Annotated in this window: 16 protein-coding genes; 12 read left to right on the top strand and 4 right to left on the bottom strand. The window is 67.7% G+C overall.

The window, feature by feature from the left end; genetic code table 11:
• Positions 1-75: 75 nt before the first annotated feature.
• Together R2733_15460 and R2733_15455 are read left to right on the top strand one after the other, a co-directional pair.
• Positions 76-915, top strand: a complete 840-nt coding sequence (locus R2733_15460; protein MEZ5377904.1) for a 2OG-Fe(II) oxygenase family protein — start codon at positions 76-78, stop codon at positions 913-915.
• Between the two features lie 127 nt (positions 916-1042).
• On the top strand, positions 1043-2152 hold the full coding sequence (locus R2733_15455) for a sugar-binding protein (GenBank protein MEZ5377903.1): 1110 nt from the start codon (positions 1043-1045) through the stop codon (positions 2150-2152).
• Here the strand turns inward: R2733_15455 and R2733_15450 are convergent.
• The 3 genes from R2733_15450 to R2733_15440 all read right to left on the bottom strand — a co-directional run bounded on the left by R2733_15450 (position 2125) and on the right by R2733_15440 (position 5594).
• Positions 2125-3477 (bottom strand): MFS transporter, encoded by a 1353-nt coding sequence (locus tag R2733_15450; protein MEZ5377902.1) that lies wholly within the window; start codon positions 3475-3477, stop codon positions 2125-2127. The two genes, R2733_15455 and R2733_15450, sit on opposite strands and share 28 nt — an antisense overlap.
• Before the next feature lie 32 nt (positions 3478-3509).
• A complete protein-coding gene (locus tag R2733_15445) occupies positions 3510-4511 on the bottom strand; it encodes an asparaginase (protein ID MEZ5377901.1) in 1002 nt (333 codons plus the stop codon).
• A 123-nt stretch (positions 4512-4634) separates the two neighbouring features.
• The gene (locus tag R2733_15440) at positions 4635-5594 is read right to left on the bottom strand and encodes a LysR family transcriptional regulator (GenBank protein MEZ5377900.1); all 960 of its coding nucleotides are present in this window, start codon (positions 5592-5594) and stop codon (positions 4635-4637) included.
• Positions 5595-5743: 149 nt separating this feature from the next.
• Between R2733_15440 and R2733_15435 the strand changes: the two genes are divergently transcribed.
• The 6 genes from R2733_15435 to R2733_15410 are packed head-to-tail and all read left to right on the top strand — an operon-like array spanning position 5744 to position 12706.
• Positions 5744-6619 (top strand): xanthine dehydrogenase family protein subunit M, encoded by an 876-nt coding sequence (locus R2733_15435; protein ID MEZ5377899.1) that lies wholly within the window; start codon positions 5744-5746, stop codon positions 6617-6619.
• An 11-nt stretch (positions 6620-6630) separates the two neighbouring features.
• Complete coding sequence (locus R2733_15430; protein ID MEZ5377898.1) at positions 6631-7104, top strand: (2Fe-2S)-binding protein; 474 nt, start codon at positions 6631-6633, stop codon at positions 7102-7104.
• Complete coding sequence (locus tag R2733_15425; GenBank protein ID MEZ5377897.1) at positions 7101-9515, top strand: aerobic carbon-monoxide dehydrogenase large subunit; 2415 nt, start codon at positions 7101-7103, stop codon at positions 9513-9515. Before R2733_15430 ends, R2733_15425 begins: the two co-directional genes overlap by 4 nt.
• Before the next feature lie 28 nt (positions 9516-9543).
• Positions 9544-10446: an XdhC family protein gene (locus R2733_15420; GenBank protein MEZ5377896.1), complete on the top strand. Its 903-nt coding sequence runs from the start codon at positions 9544-9546 to the stop codon at positions 10444-10446.
• Between the two features lie 44 nt (positions 10447-10490).
• The gene (locus R2733_15415; protein MEZ5377895.1) at positions 10491-11408 is read left to right on the top strand and encodes a MoxR family ATPase; all 918 of its coding nucleotides are present in this window, start codon (positions 10491-10493) and stop codon (positions 11406-11408) included.
• Positions 11405-12706, top strand: a complete 1302-nt coding sequence (locus tag R2733_15410; GenBank protein MEZ5377894.1) for a VWA domain-containing protein — start codon at positions 11405-11407, stop codon at positions 12704-12706. Before R2733_15415 ends, R2733_15410 begins: the two co-directional genes overlap by 4 nt.
• On the opposite strand, the gene R2733_15405 is transcribed toward R2733_15410, so the two are convergent.
• Positions 12675-13088, bottom strand: coding sequence for a hypothetical protein (locus R2733_15405; GenBank protein MEZ5377893.1), 414 nt, complete (start codon positions 13086-13088; stop codon positions 12675-12677). The two genes, R2733_15410 and R2733_15405, sit on opposite strands and share 32 nt — an antisense overlap.
• Before the next feature lie 142 nt (positions 13089-13230).
• On the opposite strand from R2733_15405, the gene R2733_15400 reads away from it, so the two are divergent.
• From R2733_15400 to R2733_15385, 4 genes are read left to right on the top strand one after another with little or no spacing between them, the layout of a single operon-like run.
• A complete protein-coding gene (locus R2733_15400; protein ID MEZ5377892.1) occupies positions 13231-14589 on the top strand; it encodes an exopolysaccharide biosynthesis polyprenyl glycosylphosphotransferase in 1359 nt (452 codons plus the stop codon).
• Positions 14586-15842 (top strand): hypothetical protein, encoded by a 1257-nt coding sequence (locus tag R2733_15395; protein MEZ5377891.1) that lies wholly within the window; start codon positions 14586-14588, stop codon positions 15840-15842. Before R2733_15400 ends, R2733_15395 begins: the two co-directional genes overlap by 4 nt.
• A complete protein-coding gene (locus R2733_15390) occupies positions 15842-16945 on the top strand; it encodes a glycosyltransferase (protein MEZ5377890.1) in 1104 nt (367 codons plus the stop codon). The genes R2733_15395 and R2733_15390 overlap by 1 nt, the downstream gene beginning before the upstream one ends.
• A 1-nt stretch (position 16946) precedes the next feature.
• On the top strand, positions 16947-18086 hold the full coding sequence (locus R2733_15385; protein MEZ5377889.1) for a GNAT family N-acetyltransferase: 1140 nt from the start codon (positions 16947-16949) through the stop codon (positions 18084-18086).
• The last annotated feature ends 3 nt before the right edge of the window (positions 18087-18089 follow it).

Here is an 18089-nt window from a genome sequence, read left to right as displayed (position 1 = left end):
ACTTTGGTGCGGGCAACATCAAAACGGGGCTCCCAGCACCAAAGTTGCGCAGGAGCACGCTTCTAGACTTGGGCGATGGATGTCTCCGTTGTCGACTTCACCGCGCCCGATGCTCCCGAGGCCTTCACCAACAGCCTGCTGCAGACGGGGTTCGCCGTCGTGGTCAATCATCCACTCGACTGGGCCGAGGTCGAGGCGCTGTTCGCGGAATGGAACGCGTTCTTCGACCATCCGGCTCGGTACGACTACGCCCCCGACCCGGGCTCGCAAGACGGCTACTTCCCGCCGACCGTGGCCGAGACCGCATCGGGCAACACCATCCGGGACCTGAAGGAGTTCTTCCACGTCTACCCATGGGGGAAGTACCCGGCCGAGGTGTCGAACGCTGCGCTCGACTACGCCCTGCGTGCCGCCGACGTCGCCCGCACCCTCCTCGACTGGGTCGAGACGAACACCCCACCCGAGGTGGCCGCCCGGTTCTCCCAACCGCTGTCGTCGATGATGGACGGCTCGACTCGATCACTGCTGCGCATGCTGCGCTACCCGCCATTGACCGGTGAGGAACCCGAGGGTGCCGTGCGGGCGGCCGCCCACACGGACATCAACCTGCTCACGGTGCTCCCCTCATCGAACGAGCCCGGACTCGAACTGCTGGGCGCGAACGGCGAGTGGTTCCCCGTGCCCTGTGATCCGTCGTCGCTCGCCGTCAACGCCGGCGAGATGCTCGAGCTCGCCAGTCATGGCTACTACCCCGCCACCGTGCACCGGGTCACCAATCCGACGGGACCGGGCGCGCTTCGCCATCGCATGGCCGCACCGCTGTTCCTGCACCCCGCCGATGAGGTGATCCTCGCCAACGACCGCAAGGCGATCGAGTTCCTCGAGGACCGCCTCGCCGAACTCCGAGGTTCGTAGCACCCAATCTGCCGCCCGCCGGGCGCTGCTCGAGGGCAGACCTGCTCACTGCGCAGGGGGCAAGTCGTGCGAGCATGGGATCGGCATCGACGACAGCTTCCGCGCCGCGGGAGGGAAGGCAGCGACCATGCAGCACGGCGAAGCAACACTCCGGCGACGCTTCTGGCGTCCAACCGCCGCGACGATCGGTGTGTGCGCACTCGTCGCTGCCCCGTCAGCTGCCGGGGCCGTCGACGGCATCGACCAGGTGCCAGCTCCCGTCGGACGCGAGGCGGTCTACCTCCCGTGGGTCGCCGATGGAGACCTCGGGATCACAATCGACGGCAACCTCGACGACTGGGCCGAGGTGCCAGCGATCGTCTCGACCGACGGACCGACGCCCTCGGCCGACCCCGCGACCACCGGTGAGCTCACGTGGTCCGTTGCGGCGCAGGGTTCGAGGCTCTTCGTCTCGGCCACCATCACCGATGCGTCGATCATCGCCGGCCAGCACGAGGAGAACTACTGGAACGAGGACTCGATCGAGGTGTTCCTCAACGCCACCGATGCGATCGACACCACGACCTACGGGCCGGGCATCGGCCAGGTCCGGTTCAGCGCCGTCGACATCGGCAACACTGATCCGACCACCCTCACCCTCAGCGGCACCAACGTCGACACCTTCGATGTCGAGGGCTTCGTGTTCGCCACGCCCGACGGCTGGGGGCTCGAGGGAGTCATCGACTTCTCCGAGTGGATCGAACCGGCCCACGGCCTGAGCCTCGGCTTCCAGGTGCACGCCAACGGCGCGACGACCGCCGACCGCGACCTGAAGGTGATCTGGAGCGACACCGATCCCGACGACCGATCGTTCGACGATCCCAGCGTCTTCGGCACCGGCGTGCTGTTCGAGCTGGGCCAAACCGACGTGCCGGCACCGTCCGCTCGCTCGGGAGCGAGCGCCACGACGACCGAGACGACCGACACCACCGAGGCGCCCACCACCACGACCCCGACGACCGAGGCGCCCACGACGGCCCCACCGACCACCGATGCGGCCACTGGCGACGCCGACACCACCGAAGACACCGCCGTGCTCGATCCTCCCTCGTCGAACGCCGACTCGTGGACCCAGTCACCCCTACTGTTCCTGATCCCCTTGGCCATCGGACTGGCCAGCCTCACCGGCTACGTGATGAGCCGGCGTCGCGCCGTCGAGGACGACGAGCCCTACGACGACGTGGCCCCACCGCTCTGAGCGACATCATCGGTGCCGTCGAGGCTGGCTGCCTCTCCCGACACCGTCGTACCCGACACCGTCGTTCCCGGCACCGTGCCGTCGTGCTCCGGTAGCACCCAGAACGAGTCGGACCCGGCACGACGAACGTCGATCGCCGGCCCGATCCAGCTCATCCCGAGCACGAACACCAAGACCGACGTCACGAGGATCGTGGGTTTGGCGCCGTACGCCTCCAGCGCCGGACCGACGACGGCGTAGCCCGCGGCCATGCCGAGCGTCGTCCCGACCCCGATGCCGGCGAAGGCCCGGCCGAGCTTCTCCTCAGGCACGTTGCTGACGATCGTCACCTCACCGAGCACCAACTCCGGCCCGAGGGCGATGCCCCAGATCAGCCAGCCGAGGGGCAACAGCCACGGTGCCTCGAACAGCACGCCGATCGCCGAGGAGAAGGCGTAGATCGGCGTCGCACAGAGCACGATCAGGGGCAGGGGGAGCTTGAAGTGAACGCCGCCGAACGCACCCATACCGACGGCAGCACCGACCCCGTAGGCGGCAATGGCGAGACCGAACCATGATCCCGACACATCGAGGTCGACCTCGTACCAGATGACGGCGGCCCCCATCACGGCAGCGACCGTGGCCATCACGAACACGTTGTAGGTGACCAGGCGGCGAACCCCACGGGTTGTGGCGACCACGCTCATCCCACCGAGCATCTCGCCGAACTGTTCGCCGACGGTGTGCCCCGCACGCGACGCCCGACGGGCCGACAGCCCCTTGTCGAGTCCGGGCAACGTCGCCATCAACGAGAACGAGATTGCGAATGCTGCGGCGTTCAGCAGAATGGCAGAGCGCGCTCCGACCAACTCGACGGCGACGGCGCCGAGCGCAGGGCCAACGGTGATCGATACCGCCTGGATCAACCGCCGAACGGCCAGGACCTGTTGTAGGTCGCCCTCGGCCTGGCCGGGAACGAGAGCGTCGAACGACGGATTGTCGACCGACCCCATTGCTCGCGCCAGCACACCAAAGCCGACGGCGAGCGCGATGGGCTCGACGGCGAAGGCGGCCATCAGCAACAGCCCACGGATCGCGGCGGAGATCATGAGAACGCGTCGCCGATCGAGCGCGTCGGCCAGCACACCGCCGACGACACCGAGCACGACGCCACCCACCAGCTCGGCCGTGAAGGTCAGCGATGTTGCGAGTGCGGAGTTGGTGCGCTCGAAGACGTAGAGCGGCAGAGCGACGAGGGTGACGCCGTCGCCCGATTCGGCGGCGAACTGCGACGCCACCATCCTGCGGAACACCGGGCGCCGCAGGGGCGCGATCATCGAGGGCATCGCAGCGACGCTACCTGATCTCGACTCGCTGTTCAGCGGCCTTTCGTTGCGGTCTCCACGATGTCGACCCGGCCCACCACGAGACCGTCCCAGTTCGAACGGTCCCGGTTGTTCCACTCGGTGAGCTGGTCACGCTCATCGGCCGACAGCCGACCGCCCGCCACCAGCACGTCGAGCATGAACGGAGCGATGGCGCGCTCGCCGCCGTCGTCGATCTTCATGGCGTACGCGGCGTTGCCGCCGACCTCGCCGACGACGAGCACGGCCTCGGCCCCGACCTTGGCGAACAGCCGGCCCTCGGTGACTCGTATGAGGTCCGTGTCGCTGCGGTGCTTGGACCCACCGATGAGCTCCGGGTATGCGGCGGCGGCAGTCGTCATCCGGCGACACGCAGCGGCCAGGTCGTCATCAATGCCGTCGGGGTTGGCGATGCGGGCGATGCCCTGGGCCAGACGAGCAAGCGGCATGCGGAAGGTCGGAGCGCTGCAGCCATCGGTGGCGAGCGACAGCTCGTCGTCGTCGGCGCCGGTGATCCGCTTGGTGGCCTCGTAGACGGCCTGCTGGACGGCGCCGTCGGGGTCGAGGTAGCCAGCAGGGTCGGCATCGAGCTGGCGGGCGACGGCAAGGAAGCCAACGTGTTTGCCCGAACAGTTCATCGATGCCCGCCGCTTGCCCTCGGTCGACCACGGGGCCATCGGTTGCTGGGGGCCGCATTGCAGGGCATCTTCGGTGAGACCGAGGCGCTCGAGCGAGGCAAGCACCCGCTCGACATGCATCGACTCACCACTGTGGGAGGCCATCGCCAGCGCCACGTCGCCGTCGTCGAAACCGAACGCCTCGGCAGCGCCAGAGAGCAACAGCGGGAGAGCCTGGAACGCCTTCGTGGCGCTCCGGGGAAAGGTGAGCTGGTAGGGATCACCGACTGATGCGAGCACCGAGCCCTGGGTGTCGGTTGCCACCCACGCACCGCGATGGATCGACTCGACGGCATCGCCTCGCCACATCCGAATGACCACGGGATTCGTCTCGACCATCACCCGAGTGATCGTACGGTCTCGACCACCCCCGCCCGCGCACTCCCTCACCCCCAAAACCCGCAGCAACTTTGGCGAGCTGACACCTCTGGGCGGCAACAACTCTCCAAAGTTGCAGCCGTTTCAGCTCCAAAGGGTGACGTGGACGCTGGGGCGGAAGTGGGTGATGTTGGCGCCCGAGCCGGTGAGCATCGATTGGATGGCTCGGGGCGTCGACACGAAGCGGGCCAGTTCGGCGGCTGCGGGGCTGACGCCTCGATCACGCGGCAGGGTGAGCGCCGACCAGGTGCCGCTCGCCTGGGTGCCGGGGCCGTCGACCCGGACCAGGCTGCCGGCGGCGATCTCCTTGGCGACCCGGTTCTCGGGCATGACCGCCAGCCCCTGCCCGCCTCGGGCCTCGTCGAGCGCGGCGGCGTGACTCTGGAAGATGCGCTGCCTGGCCTCGGGAATGGCGAGATTGGCGAGCATGGCGTGGGCAACCCCACCGGCCTCGACCGCCGATGGACCCAGGTACCATGTGGCCTCGGCCATCTCGCCGGGAGTCAACCGCCGCCCGGCGAAGCGGTGGTTCGGCGCCGCAACGACCACGAGGGTGTAGCGGAGGAACTCGGTGGCGACGAACTGACCGTCGACCGCTCGCAGGCTGGGTCCGATCGCAATGTCGGCACCACGCGACGCGAGCAACGCCGGGACATCGCCGGCGGGGTGCACCGCCATCTCCACGTCGAGGTCTTTGGCTCGAGTGGAGAACAGCTCGATCAGCCCCGGGGCGCAGAGTTCACCGAAGAGCGACGACACCGCGAGACGAAGCACCCGACGTCCGCTGGCCGCCGCCTTGACCTCGAGCCGCGTCTGATCCTGCAAGCCGAGGAGCTCGACGGCGCGAGTGGCCAGCCGCAGTCCGCCGGGAGTGAACGACAGGCCGGTGCCGCTCCGGTGGAACAGCTCGTCATCGAGCTCCTTGCGCAGCGACGCCACATGGTTCGATACCGCCGCTTCGGAGACGTCGAGTTCCGCCGCAGCCGCTTTCGATGATCCGTGACGCACGATCGAGGCGTAGGTGCGCAGCTGGGTGGGAGTCACGACGCCCAACGTAGAAGACGGATCGGTGCCGGACCAGAGCACTTCAGCAATCGATGAAGTCGACGTTGACCCGGCGACCGAGAACGACGATGGTCGAAACGAAAGTGACGTCCGCCACACCGACGGAGCGCACGAGGACAGGGGGACACATGCAGGTACCTGCACCGTTCGAGTACGAACGGGCGACCAGCGTCGACCACGCCATCTCGCTGATGGAGCGGCTGGGCGACGAGGCGCGCATCGTTGCCGGCGGCCACAGCCTGCTGCCGATGATGAAGCTGCGCATGGCCGCTCCCGAGTACATCATCGACATCAACGATCTGATCGACGAACTCGCCTACATCCGCTTCACCGACACCGAGGTGCGGATCGGAGCACTCACCCGCCACCGCCAGCTGCTCGAGAGCGACCAGCTGGCGGCGGTCTTCCCGATCTTCCGTGACGCCGAGCGGGTGATCGCCGATCCGGTGGTGCGCAATCGCGGCACACTCGGCGGGTCACTGTGTCAGGCCGACCCGGCCGAGGATCTGTCGGCCGTCTGCGACACGCTCGACGCCAGCTGCGTGATCCGCAGCAGCTCCGGCGAGCGAGTGCTGCCGATGCACGACTTCCATCAGGGGCCCTACGAAACGGCCGTCGGTGACGGCGAGATGCTCACCGAAGTTCGCTTTCCGATCGTGGCCAACTCGTCGAGCGCCTACCACAAGGTCGAACGACGAGCCGGCGACTGGGCGGTGGCGTCGGCCGGCGCCTCGGTGACGCTCGAGAACGGGCTGATCACCGGTGGACGAGTCGGGCTCTGCGCCGTCGGACCGAACCTCACCAACATCGGCCCGATCACCGACGCCCTCCGGGGCCAGGAGCCGTCCGAGGAGCTCTACGCCCAGGTCGGCCAGATCGCCGCCGACCATGCCACGCCGAGCACCGACACCAGAGGCACGGCGGCCTACAAGACCCATCTCGCCAAGGAACTGACCATTCGATCGCTGCGCAAGGCGGTCGCCCGAGCCAACGGAGCGCTGTGATGAACGTGACGATGAACGTCAATGGGGAGGACGTCACTCGTGACGTCGAAGCCCGCACCCTGCTGGTGCACTTCCTTCGCGACCACCTCGGGTTGACCGGCACCCACTGGGGTTGCGATACCTCGAACTGCGGCACCTGCGTGGTCCTCATCGACGACGAGCCGGTCAAGAGCTGCACCACGCTGGCCGTCATGGCCGGCGGCCATCGGGTCCGCACGGTCGAAGGCCTCGAAGTCGACGGCGTGCTCGATCCGATCCAGGAGGGCTTCATGCAGTGCCACGGCCTCCAGTGCGGGTTCTGCACCCCGGGCATGATGCTCACCGCCCGGGCCTTGCTCGACAACAACCCGCAGCCCACCGAAGCCGAGATCCGCGAGGCGATCAGCGGCCAGATCTGTCGCTGTACCGGCTACGCGACCATCGTCCGTTCGATCCAGTGGACAGCAGCCAAGGAATCCAGCGTCACCATCGGAGCAAGCGCATGACCATCGCCGAGTCACCATCGAGTGAGCACAACCTCGTCCCCACGCCCGACGACAACCTCAACGATCACAAGCCGGTCGGCTTCGGCCGGATGCTCCGAAAGGAGGATCCTCGGCTGGTCCGGGGCATGGGCCAGTTCGTCGACGACCTCCAGCTGCCTGGGATGCTGCACCTCGCCATCCTCCGGTCACCGTACGCCCACGCCAAGATCCTCAGCATCGACACCTCAGCTGCAGCTGCGCACCCCAAGGTCAAGGCGGTCATCACCGGCGCCGACCTGGCAGCGCAGAATCTCGCCTGGATGCCGACACTGTCGAACGACGTGCAGGCCGTGCTCGCCACCGACAAGGTCCGCTTCCAACACCAGGAGGTGGCGTTCGTCGTCGCCGAGGATCGCTACTCGGCCCGAGACGCTCTCGAACTGATCGACGTCGAGTACGAACGACTCGACCCGGTTGTCGACGTCCGCAAGGCGCTCGCTCCCGAGTCACCGATCATTCGCGACGATCTCGACGGCAAGACCGACAATCACTGCTTCCACTGGGAGACCGGCGATGCCGCGGCGACCGAGGCCGTCTTCGCCGACGCCGAGGTCGTGGTCAGCGAGGACATCGTGTACCCCCGGGTGCACCCCGCACCCATGGAGACCTGCGGCTGCGTCGCCGACTACGAGCGGGTGTCGGGGAAGCTGACACTGTGGAGCACCACCCAGGCCCCGCACGCCCACCGGACCGTGTACGCCCTCGTGGCCGGACTGCCGGAGCACAAGATCCGCATCATCGCCCCCGACATCGGCGGCGGCTTCGGCAACAAGGTGCCGATCTACCCCGGCTACGTGTGCGCGATCGTGGCGTCGCTCGTGATCGGCAAGCCGGTCAAGTGGATGGAGGACCGCACCGAGAATCTCGTCAGCACCGGCTTTGCTCGCGACTACATCATGCGGGGCGAGATCGCAGCGTCGAAGGACGGCAAGATCCGAGCGGTGCGCACGAGCGTGCTGGCCGACCACGGCGCCTTCAACGGTGTCGCCGCCCCGGTCAAATATCCGGCAGGCTTCTTTGGCGTCTTCACCGGGAGCTACGACCTCGAGGCCGCCCATGCCAGCATGGACGCGGTCTACACCAACAAGGCCCCGGGTGGTGTCGCCTACGCCTGCTCGTTCCGGATCACCGAGGCGGTCTACCTCGTCGAGCGCATGGTCGACGTCCTCGCCTACGAACTCGACATGGACCCGGCCGAGCTACGGCTGAAGAACTTCATCCAGCCCGACCAGTTCCCCTACGAGACCAAGACCGGCTGGGTCTACGACTCGGGCGACTACGAGCCCACCATGCGCAAGGCCATGGCGATGATCGGCTACGACGAGCTTCGTCGGGAGCAGGAGGAGAAGCGGGCACGAGGCGAACTCATGGGCATCGGCATCTCGTTCTTCACCGAGGCGGTCGGCGCCGGTCCCCGCAAGGACATGGACATCCTCGGACTCGGCATGGCCGATGGGTGCGAGCTCCGCATCCATCCGACCGGCAAGGCCGTGGTGCGACTCTCGGTCAAGACCCAGGGTCAGGGCCACGAGACCACCTTCGCCCAGATCGTGGCCGAGGAGATCGGCATCCCGCCCGAAGACATCGAGGTCGTCCACGGCGACACCGACAACACGCCGTTCGGGCTCGGCACCTACGGGTCGCGCTCCACCCCCGTGTCGGGTGCAGCAGCAGCGCTCGTCACCCGCAAGGTGCGAGACAAGGCGCAGATCATCGCCTCGGGCATGCTCGAGGTGTCGGTCGCCGATCTCGAATGGGACAAGGGCTCCTTCCATGTGAAGGGCGATCCCTCGAAGTCGGTGACGATCCAAGACATCGCGATGCGAGCCCACGGCGCAGGCGATCTGCCCGAGGGGATCGAGGGCGGGCTCGAGGCCCAGATCTGCTACAACCCGTCCAACCTCACCTACCCGTTCGGTGCCTACATCTGCGTGGTCGACGTCGACCCCGGGACCGCCGAAGTCAAGGTCCGCCGTTTCGTTGCGGTCGACGACTGTGGCACCCAGATCAATCCGATGATCATCGAGGGCCAGGTGCACGGCGGTCTCACCGACGGGGTCGGCATGGCACTCATGGAGATGATCTCGTTCGACGAGGACGGCAACTGCCTCGCCGGCTCGCTGATGGACTACCTCATTCCCACGGCGATGGAGGTCCCCGACTGGGAGACCGGTCACACGGTCACCCCGTCGCCCCATCACCCGATCGGGGCCAAGGGCATCGGCGAGTCGGCCACGGTGGGTTCACCGCCGGCGGTGGTCAATGCCGTGGTCGACGCCCTGAAGCCGTTCGGCATCCGCCACGCCGACATGCCGCTCACCCCGTCACGGGTCTGGGAGGCCATGCAGGGCAACCACACCCCGCCGATCTGATCGGCACACCGGAGCAGAAGGACCCACGATGACCGCATCACGCAAGGTGGCCGACCGAGTCGCCGAGCTCATCTCGCAACGACGCCCGTTCGTGCAGGCGACGGTGGTGCGAGCCCAGTGTCCGACCTCTGCCCGCCCAGGGGATGCTGCCGTCGTCGCCGCGGACGGCAGCATCGAGGGGTTCATCGGTGGTCAGTGCGCAGAGGAGTCGGTGCGAACCACTGCTCTCGATGTGCTGGCCACCGGTGAGCCCGTCCTGCTACGGATTCTCCCCGACGACGGCGTGGCCTTCCCGGAGAGCCCAGGCGCGCAGACGGTCGTCAATCCATGCTTGTCCGGTGGCGCCATCGAGGTGTATCTCGAACCCAAGCTGCCGTCGCCCCGGCTCTGCCTCGTCGGCGCCACGCCGATCACCGAGGCGCTGTCGGCGCTTGGCCCCCAGCTCGGCTTCGAGGTGCTGCCCAGTGGGAACGCCGTCGTCGACCCTCGTGGTGCGTCGGCGGTGATCATTGCCAGCCACGGCCGGTTCGAACACGATTCGATCCGGGCGGCGCTCGACGAAGGCGTCGGCTTCATCGGCCTCGTCGCCAGCTCGGTTCGAGGGGCCGCCGTGCTCGACGAACTCGGCCTGTCGGTGGCGGAGCGTTCGGTTGTCCACTCCCCGGTCGGCCTGCACATCGGGGCTCGCACCGCCGAGGAGATCGCCGTCTCGATCCTTGCCGACGTGATCCGAGCCATCCGGCTCGAGGGGCTCGAGCCGGCCAAGACCGCCGACATCCAACGGCCGGCCACGGCCATCGACCCGATGTGCGGTATGACGGTGACCGTGATCGACACCACGCCCCACCTCCGACACGACGAGGTCGACTACTGGTACTGCAACCCCGGCTGCCGAACTCGTCACGCCGAGGAACTCGCCGCAACCCCATGACCGACGCCGACGGCAACGTCTCGCCATCACCGGACGCACAATCGATGCCAGACGAACTGTCGACGCCCGACGCCCTGCCGACGCTGGGTGAACTGCCGACGCTGGGTGAGCTGCGGCGTCGGCTCGACGCGGCCGACTACCTGGTGGACGACGGCCTCGCCATGGCCCTGTTCCTCGGGATGTCGCTCGGTCAGCCCGTGTTGCTCGAAGGGGAACCCGGCGTCGGCAAGACGGCGGCGGCCAAAGCGCTCGCCCAGGCCCTCGACACTCGGTTCATTCGGCTCCAGTGCTACGAGGGCATCGACACCTCCGAGGCGCTCTACGAGTGGAACTACCCTCGCCAGCTCCTGTCGATCCGACTGGCCGAGGCGACCGGCGATGCCGTCTCGGAGGCCGATCTCTTCGACGCCTCCTTCCTCCTCGACCGCCCGCTGCTCCAGGCGCTACGCCACGACGGCCCTCGTCCACCCGTGCTGCTCATCGACGAGATCGATCGGGCCGACGACGAGTTCGAGGCACTGCTGTTCGAGTTCCTCGGGGAACAGAGCGTGACCATTCCCGAACTCGGCACGGTCCATGCCGACCGCCCTCCGATCGTGATCCTCACGTCGAACCGGAGTCGGGAGCTACACGACGCCCTGAAGCGACGCTGCTTCTATCACTGGATCGACTACCCCGACGTCGATGCGGCAGCCGGCATCGTGCGCCGACGAGTGGCCGGCAGCTCCGACTCGCTCGTCCGGGCGGCGACGGCGTTCGTCGGCGAGGTGCGTGCCCTCGAGCTCGACAAAGCACCCGGTCTCGCCGAGGCGATCGATTGGGTATCGGCCTTGCAGCTGCTCGGCGTCAGCGAGCTCGACCGAAGCGCGACCCTCGCCACACTCGGCGCACTGGCCAAGACACCTGACGATCTGGCGACGATGCGAGCACACGTCGACGCAGGTGCCGAACCCCTACCGTGAACACTCCCGCCGCGAACCCACGCGCCGCGACCAGCTCCGCTGGGATCAATGATCTCTTCACCGGGGTCAATCGAGCATCGTTCGTCGCCGCCTTCGCCAAACGGCTCCGCTCCGTGGGAATCGCTGCGCCCCTGAGCTCATCGGTCCGCTGCGCCGAAGCACTCGCGGCAGCGGGACCGATCACTCGGGACGACCTCTACTGGATCACCCGGCTGAGCTTCATCTCGCACCGCGACCAGCTCCCCACCTTCGACGCCCTGTTCGATGCCCTCTTTGACACGGCGAACGACCTGCGCAATCTCGCCAAGCGGGGGGACAGCGCCACCAGCACGGGCGATGAGGAGCATCGGCGGCGCACGACCGCAGAGGGCGAGGCGACGACCGGAGCCGGTCTGCCATGGGCGACACTGCCGACCATCGTCGATGACGGCGACACCGACGATGACGACGCCACCTCGATCCTGGTGCCGGAACGTCGCCCCTCGGACGCCGCCTTCGACGCGAATCGGCCCTTCGACCTTCTCGACGAGGCCGAGTTGCTGCGAGTCGGCCGCTTGCTCGAGACCATGCTCGAGGTGCCGACTCGCCGCAGCCGTCGCCGCCGCCGGTCATCGACCGGTCGTCGACCAGCACTCCGCAGCACCATGCGCCGAGCCCGACGGACCGGGGGCGACCCGCTGCGGATCGACTTCACCGAGACCACGCACGGACCTCGTCGCATCGTGGTGCTCGTCGATGTCAGTGGGTCGATGGAGTCGTTCGCCCAGGCCTACCTCCACCTCACCCGGGCGCTCGCCGTCGCCGGCCACGCCGAGGTGTTCGCGTTCGCCACGACGCTCACCCGGATCACGCCGGCGCTGCGCCACGGTTCGGCGGTCACGGCGATCGATCGTGCGTCGGACGAGGTCGGTGACCGCTTCAGCGGCACCCGACTCGCCACGAGTCTGTCGATGTTGCTGCGGCATCCTCGCTGGGGCGGGTTCGTCCGGGGCGCCGTGGTGGTGATCGTGTCGGACGGATGGGACACCGACCCGCCCGAGTCGCTCACCCGGTCAATGGCTCGGCTGCACCGTCTCGCCGAGCGGGTGGTGTGGGCCAATCCCCGATTGGCCGCCCCCGGCTATGAACCCCTGGTCGCTTCGATGGCCGCCGCCCTGCCCTACTGCGACGCGTTCGTGTCGGGTCACTCCCCCGCAGCACTCGACGAACTGGTGGCAACCATCGGTCGCCGCCAGGCCCAACGGCAATCATCGCGCGTGAATTCCGTCACGAAGGTGACGATGGACCACCGCCGCTGAGTCGCTCCCAATCAGCGTCGCTGAGGGCTGCGTCGCTCACACCGGACGCGACGGTCGCGCTCGGTGCTCGTTGCTGCTCGGCCCGCCTTCCATCAACGGACGGTTCGGTGAGATCCGACGGCGGTGCGGCGGCGGTCGAGGCCGTCGGTGGCATCGGTGGACGGGGGTGCTCGGACGTTGCGCCGTCGACGCTGGTCTCGGCCTCGATCGGTCGAGCAGCGAGGCGATCGTGCTCGGCCGCAAGCCGGTCTCGGTCGCGTCGAACCCGATGGAGTTCGCGCTCCAACATCAACCGATCCGCCCGCAGCCGCTCGACTTCGTCGACCAGCGCGGCAAACTTGGTTTCGATCCGCGCGATGGCGTCGTCGGCCGCTTCCTTCATCGCCGACCAGTGTGGCCAACCCCAGGAATTCACGCTCTAGGCAGATCGCTGCATACCGCACGACCTCGTTGATTGGCAGACTGGAACCCGTGTGGGGCCGCGATCGACGGATCGCACCCGAGAAACGGAACGGCGACTTTTCTTGCGGACACAGATCGACAACGCGGGCGTTCGCCCGAGTGGGCTTCGGCGTCGACCGTCGCCGCCCCGCATCACATGGCTGCTCCTGGTCAGTGATCTCGTCGCGCTCCTCGCCACCGGTCCTCGATCGCTCGGCTGGCTGATCGGCGTCGCTCTCTTCCCGATCCTCGCCGGCTCGGCCGGCTACTACCGCAGCCGCCTCAACCTGCTTCTGCTCGACGATCTCCCCGGTCTCCTCGGTCGGCTGTTCGCCGCGTCAGCGATCGGCGCGATGGCCCAGCAGGCACTGCGCTCCGAGATCGACAGCAACTGGTGGTCGCATCTCGTACTCGGGGCGATCCTGGTCGTCGGCTTCCGGGCAATCGTGTACGCCAGCGTCCGCCTGGCCCGTGTGCGCCGTCTCGTCAACCACCCCACTCTCATCGTGGGGCTGGGCGACACCGGCCTCCGGCTCGCCAACGCGTTGGTCGAGCGGACCGAGTACGGCCTTCGCCCGGTCGGCTTCTTCGACTCCGACCCCAAGCACACCTCCGACCTCCCCGTGTTCGGCGAGCCGACCAACCTCGCCGATGCCATCGCCGCCACCGGCGCCAACGTGGTCATCCTTGCGTTCTCGTCGCTCCCCGAGACCGAACTGGTGAAGGCCGTACGGGTCTGCGAGCGGCTGGACGCCGAGATCTTCTACGTTCCCCGCCTGTTCGATCTCCACAGCCTCAATGCCCACGATGTCGAAGAGATCTGGGCCGTGCCCCTCGTGCGGCTCCGGCGCAGCACCTTCCGCAGCCTGCTCTGGGGCGGCAAACGCCTGCTCGACATCCTCGCCGCCGGGGTCTCGCTCCTCGTCCTCAGCCCGCTGCTGCTCCTCATCGCTGCACTCGTGAAGTGGGAACTGGGATCACCCATCCTGTTTCGCCAGGAACGGGTGAGTCTCGACCATCGCCACTTCACCATCCTCAAGTTCCGCTCGCTGCCGGCGGCGAGCAGCGACCACACCGATACCGACTGGGATGCGGCCCATCGCCGCCCGGGCCGCATCGGCGCCTTCCTCCGGGCCACTTCGCTCGACGAGTTGCCACAATTGTGGAACGTGCTGGTCGGCGACATGAGCCTCGTCGGTCCGCGCCCCGAGCGAGACCACTTCGTCCAACAGTTCACAGAACGCTACGACACCTACCCCGATCGCCATCGCGTCCCGGCTGGATTGACCGGCCTCGCCCAGATCCACGGCCTGCGCGGTGACACCTCGATCGATGACCGCTCCCGATTCGACAACGCCTACGTCGAACGCTGGTCGCTGTGGAACGACACGAAGATCCTGCTGCGAACCGGCGTCGCAATGGTGCGCTGGAGAGGCCGATGAACGACCTGTTGGAATCCGAATTCGGGATGCACCTGCGGGAGATGGCCAAGCACGCTCGTGCCATCGCGCTGAGTGGACTCTTGGTTGGTCTGGCGCTCCTCGCCTATCAGCTCACCCGCCCCGACGAGTACCGGTCCACCGCTGCGGTGCGTCTCGTCGTCGACGACCAGCTCGCCGACGACGGTTCGATCACCGCCTTCCAGACCCAGTCCCTCGCCGAGACGGCGCTCGCCGCCGACATGCTCAACGCTGCCGCCGAGCGTGCCGGCATCACCCCCGATGCCGACTCGCTTCGAGATCGCATCGACGTCGAGGTCCGTTCCACTCCGGGCTACCTCGACGTCGCCACCACCGGCCCCACGGCCGCGGGTACCGCCGAGCTGGCGAACGCCATGGCGGCGGTCCTGATCGATCGAGTCGAGCTCGATGCCAGCTCGGCCGCCACCCGATCGGCATCGCTGGTCGATCCCGCCGACCCGGCTGATGCCGAGCCCACGATGACGACGACCCAGGCACTCACCCAGGCGATCGCCCTCGGACTCCTGGCGGCGATCGTCGTCGGCGAGGGCCTCGTCGCCTGGCGACTGCTGCGCGGTCGGTTCTCCCCCATCGACCCCGGCGTCGAACTCCAACGACTGCTCGGCGCACCGGTCATCGACCTGCGCGACGGCCGGCCGCTGCTCCCCTACTACCTCGACGGGTTGTCGAGCCGACCAACGCTCACCGTGCTCCAAGCAGGCACCCGGCCATCAGCCGATCTCGCACTGCGTCTCGCTCGCACCTCCGGTGAGGTCCACCGCCGAGTGCTCCTCGTCGACGGTGACACCGGCCGGCCCGTCATGCACACCGCACTGGGCGAAGCCCAGAGCCCCGGACTCGCCGAGGTTGCCCAGGGCAGCCAACCCATGCGAGCCGTGGTCCGCCCGGCCACGCCCGACATGCGGGCGGCCGTGCTCACCGCCGGCCACCGCAACCACGACCACGGCACCGCGGCCGAACTCCTCCCGACACTGCAGCGGGTCGTCGGTGAGGTCGGCGCCGATCAGGTGATCGTGTCGGTCACACAGGCCTCGAGTACCGACGAGATCCTGCGGGCCACGCACGCCTTCCCCGACGCCGTCGTTCTCGCCATCGATCCGAGCGTGCTCGGCGTCAACGACGTGCGACGGCTCATCGACATGGTGCGAAGCGTGAAGGCGAACATCGTCGGTGGCGTGATCACACGGCCGACCATCGAAGGGATGGCCCTGTGATGCGCGACGTCGTGATGGTCCATGAGCGTTTCACCGAGCTCGGCGGGTCCGAGAAGGTCGTGCGCGAGTTCGGCGAGATCTGGCCCGACGGCACGATCTTCGCTCCGATCGCCGACGAGAGCGTGACCGACCTGCTGTTTCCCGGCAGGTCGGTGTCGGTCAGTCCACTGCAACGTCTGTATCGCAACGACGGCCGCTACGCCCACCTCCTCCCCTTGCTGCCTGCGGCGGTCGGGAGCGTCGACCTGTCCGGCGCCGAACTCGTCGTGGTCAGCCACCACGCCTTCGGCCACCGCATCAAGGCGCCCGAGGGTGTGCCGGTCCTCAGCTATGTCCACTCGCCGGCGCGCTGGATGTGGGATCCCGATCTGCAGGAGCTCGAGATGGGTTCGAGCGCATCCAAGTGGGCGCTCACCACGTTTGCGGCGTCACAACGTGCGGCCGACCGACGAGCCGCCGGTCGAGTCACCCGCATGATCGCCAACTCGACCATCGTCGCCGAGCGCATCCAGAACTACTGGGGTCTCGAGGCCGACGTCATCCATCCACCGGTCGACACCGACTTCTACACCCCCGACCATCGTGTCCAACGCGAGGACTTCTTCCTGCTCGCCGGGCGCATGGTGCCGTACAAGCGGCCACAGGTTGCCGTCGCTGCCGCGGCCGCAGCCGGGGTGCCGTTGGTGGTGGCCGGACACGGCAGAGCGATGGACGCCTGCCGGGCCGAAGCCGGACCGAACGTCACGTTCATCGGCGAGGTATCCGACGAAGACCTTCGCGATCTGTATCGCCGCTGCCGGGCGCTGGTGTTCCCGGGCGTCGAGGACTTTGGCATCGTGCCGGTCGAAGCCCAGGCATGCGGTGCGCCGGTGATCGGGGTGGCCCGAGGCGGGCTGCGGGATTCGATCATCCACGAGGTCACCGGACTCCTGGTGCCGCACCAGACCGACGCGGCCATGCAAGCGGCGATCCTCGCCGATGCGATCAGTGCCTACGACGACTTCCAGTTCGATTCGTCGACCATCCGATTCCACGCCGAGAGCTTCGGCCGAGATGTGTTCAGGAAGGCGATCGAGACCGTCGCATCTCGACTTCTGTCGTGACATGACCAAGCGAACCGGATCACTCACTCGATCGCTCACGGTCGACGTCCTCACCGATCTCGAGTCGGCCTCGTCGATCAGCGACGAGTGGGATGCCCTCGCCGAACAGGTCAACACCCAGCCCTTCGGACGACCGGCCATGGCGTTGGCCTGGTGGCAGCATCTGGGCAAGGGGGCCCTCCACATCGTGACGGTCCGCTCGCCCGGCGGTGAGCTGGTCGGATTGGCCCCCTTCCATCGGCGCTCGCTACCGGTTTCCACCATGGTCCGACCTCTCGGTCATGGCGTCGGAGCCGTTGCCTGCTTCCTCATGGCCGAGATCAAGGCCGACGTCGCCAGTCTGCTGGCCTCGGCACTCGTTGCCGACGGACGAGCGGCACACCTCGCCGACCTCCCAGTGAACGACGACGTCCTGCGCCGTGCTCGTCGAGACCAGCACATCGAGGTCGATGCCCGGCTCCACGACGAGTGTCCGACCATCGTGCTCGAGGGCCTGACCTCTGCGGCCGATCTGCTCGCTGCTCCGTCTCACGCGAAGCTACGCAAACAGCTGGCCCGCACCGAGCGAGAACTCGGCGAACGCGCCTGGTCGGTCGACATTGCCACCAGCCGCGACGAGGTTGCGGCGGCATTCGAGCGCATCGGCCCGCTCAACGACGCCGCCGAAGCCGATCGTCCCCGTCTCCACTTCGGACAGGGTGCCCACGGCGCGTTCTTCAGCGACGCCCTCGGATCGCTCGCCGACCGTCGCCAGGTCGCGCTCATGACCCTGCTCGTCGACGGCGCTCCCGCCGCCTTCGACGTGCATGTGCGAACCAACGCTCGTCGCGCTGCTGCCATACTCGGCCGATTCCATCCTGACCATGCATCGCTCTCGCCCGGCCATCTGCTGCTCCGCTGCGGCGTCGACTGGGCGATCGAAGAGGGGCTCGATGTGCTCGACCTCCAGCTCGGCAACGATCGATACAAGACCAGCTGGGCCAACGCCGGCTACGACACGGTCGATGTCGTCATGGCCGACGGCGACACCTCGCGTGTCCGGGCCTCGATCGCCGGTATCGAGCAGGCGTACCAGCTCCGTCGACGAGCGACGACCCTGGTCGACCGTGTCGGACGGCGTCTCGACGACATCCGCCGTTGACCC

Source organism: Acidimicrobiales bacterium, assembly GCA_041394265.1.
Lineage (GTDB): Bacteria > Actinomycetota > Acidimicrobiia > Acidimicrobiales > SZUA-35 > JBBQUN01.
The sequence above is the reverse complement of the archived record's forward strand: the minus strand, read 5'-3'. Positions and strand labels throughout refer to the sequence as shown.

Coding starts and splice junctions, on each gene's coding strand:
- R2733_15460 (MEZ5377904.1), top strand. CDS start 76: ATGGATGTCTCCGTTGTCGACTTCACCGCGCCCGATGCTCCCGAGGCC.
- R2733_15455 (MEZ5377903.1), top strand. CDS start 1,043: ATGCAGCACGGCGAAGCAACACTCCGGCGACGCTTCTGGCGTCCAACC.
- R2733_15450 (MEZ5377902.1), bottom strand. CDS start 3,477: ATGCCCTCGATGATCGCGCCCCTGCGGCGCCCGGTGTTCCGCAGGATG.
- R2733_15445 (MEZ5377901.1), bottom strand. CDS start 4,511: ATGGTCGAGACGAATCCCGTGGTCATTCGGATGTGGCGAGGCGATGCC.
- R2733_15435 (MEZ5377899.1), top strand. CDS start 5,744: ATGCAGGTACCTGCACCGTTCGAGTACGAACGGGCGACCAGCGTCGAC.
- R2733_15430 (MEZ5377898.1), top strand. CDS start 6,631: ATGAACGTCAATGGGGAGGACGTCACTCGTGACGTCGAAGCCCGCACC.
- R2733_15425 (MEZ5377897.1), top strand. CDS start 7,101: ATGACCATCGCCGAGTCACCATCGAGTGAGCACAACCTCGTCCCCACG.
- R2733_15420 (MEZ5377896.1), top strand. CDS start 9,544: ATGACCGCATCACGCAAGGTGGCCGACCGAGTCGCCGAGCTCATCTCG.
- R2733_15415 (MEZ5377895.1), top strand. CDS start 10,491: ATGCCAGACGAACTGTCGACGCCCGACGCCCTGCCGACGCTGGGTGAA.
- R2733_15405 (MEZ5377893.1), bottom strand. CDS start 13,088: ATGAAGGAAGCGGCCGACGACGCCATCGCGCGGATCGAAACCAAGTTT.
- R2733_15395 (MEZ5377891.1), top strand. CDS start 14,586: ATGAACGACCTGTTGGAATCCGAATTCGGGATGCACCTGCGGGAGATG.
- R2733_15390 (MEZ5377890.1), top strand. CDS start 15,842: ATGCGCGACGTCGTGATGGTCCATGAGCGTTTCACCGAGCTCGGCGGG.
- R2733_15385 (MEZ5377889.1), top strand. CDS start 16,947: ATGACCAAGCGAACCGGATCACTCACTCGATCGCTCACGGTCGACGTC.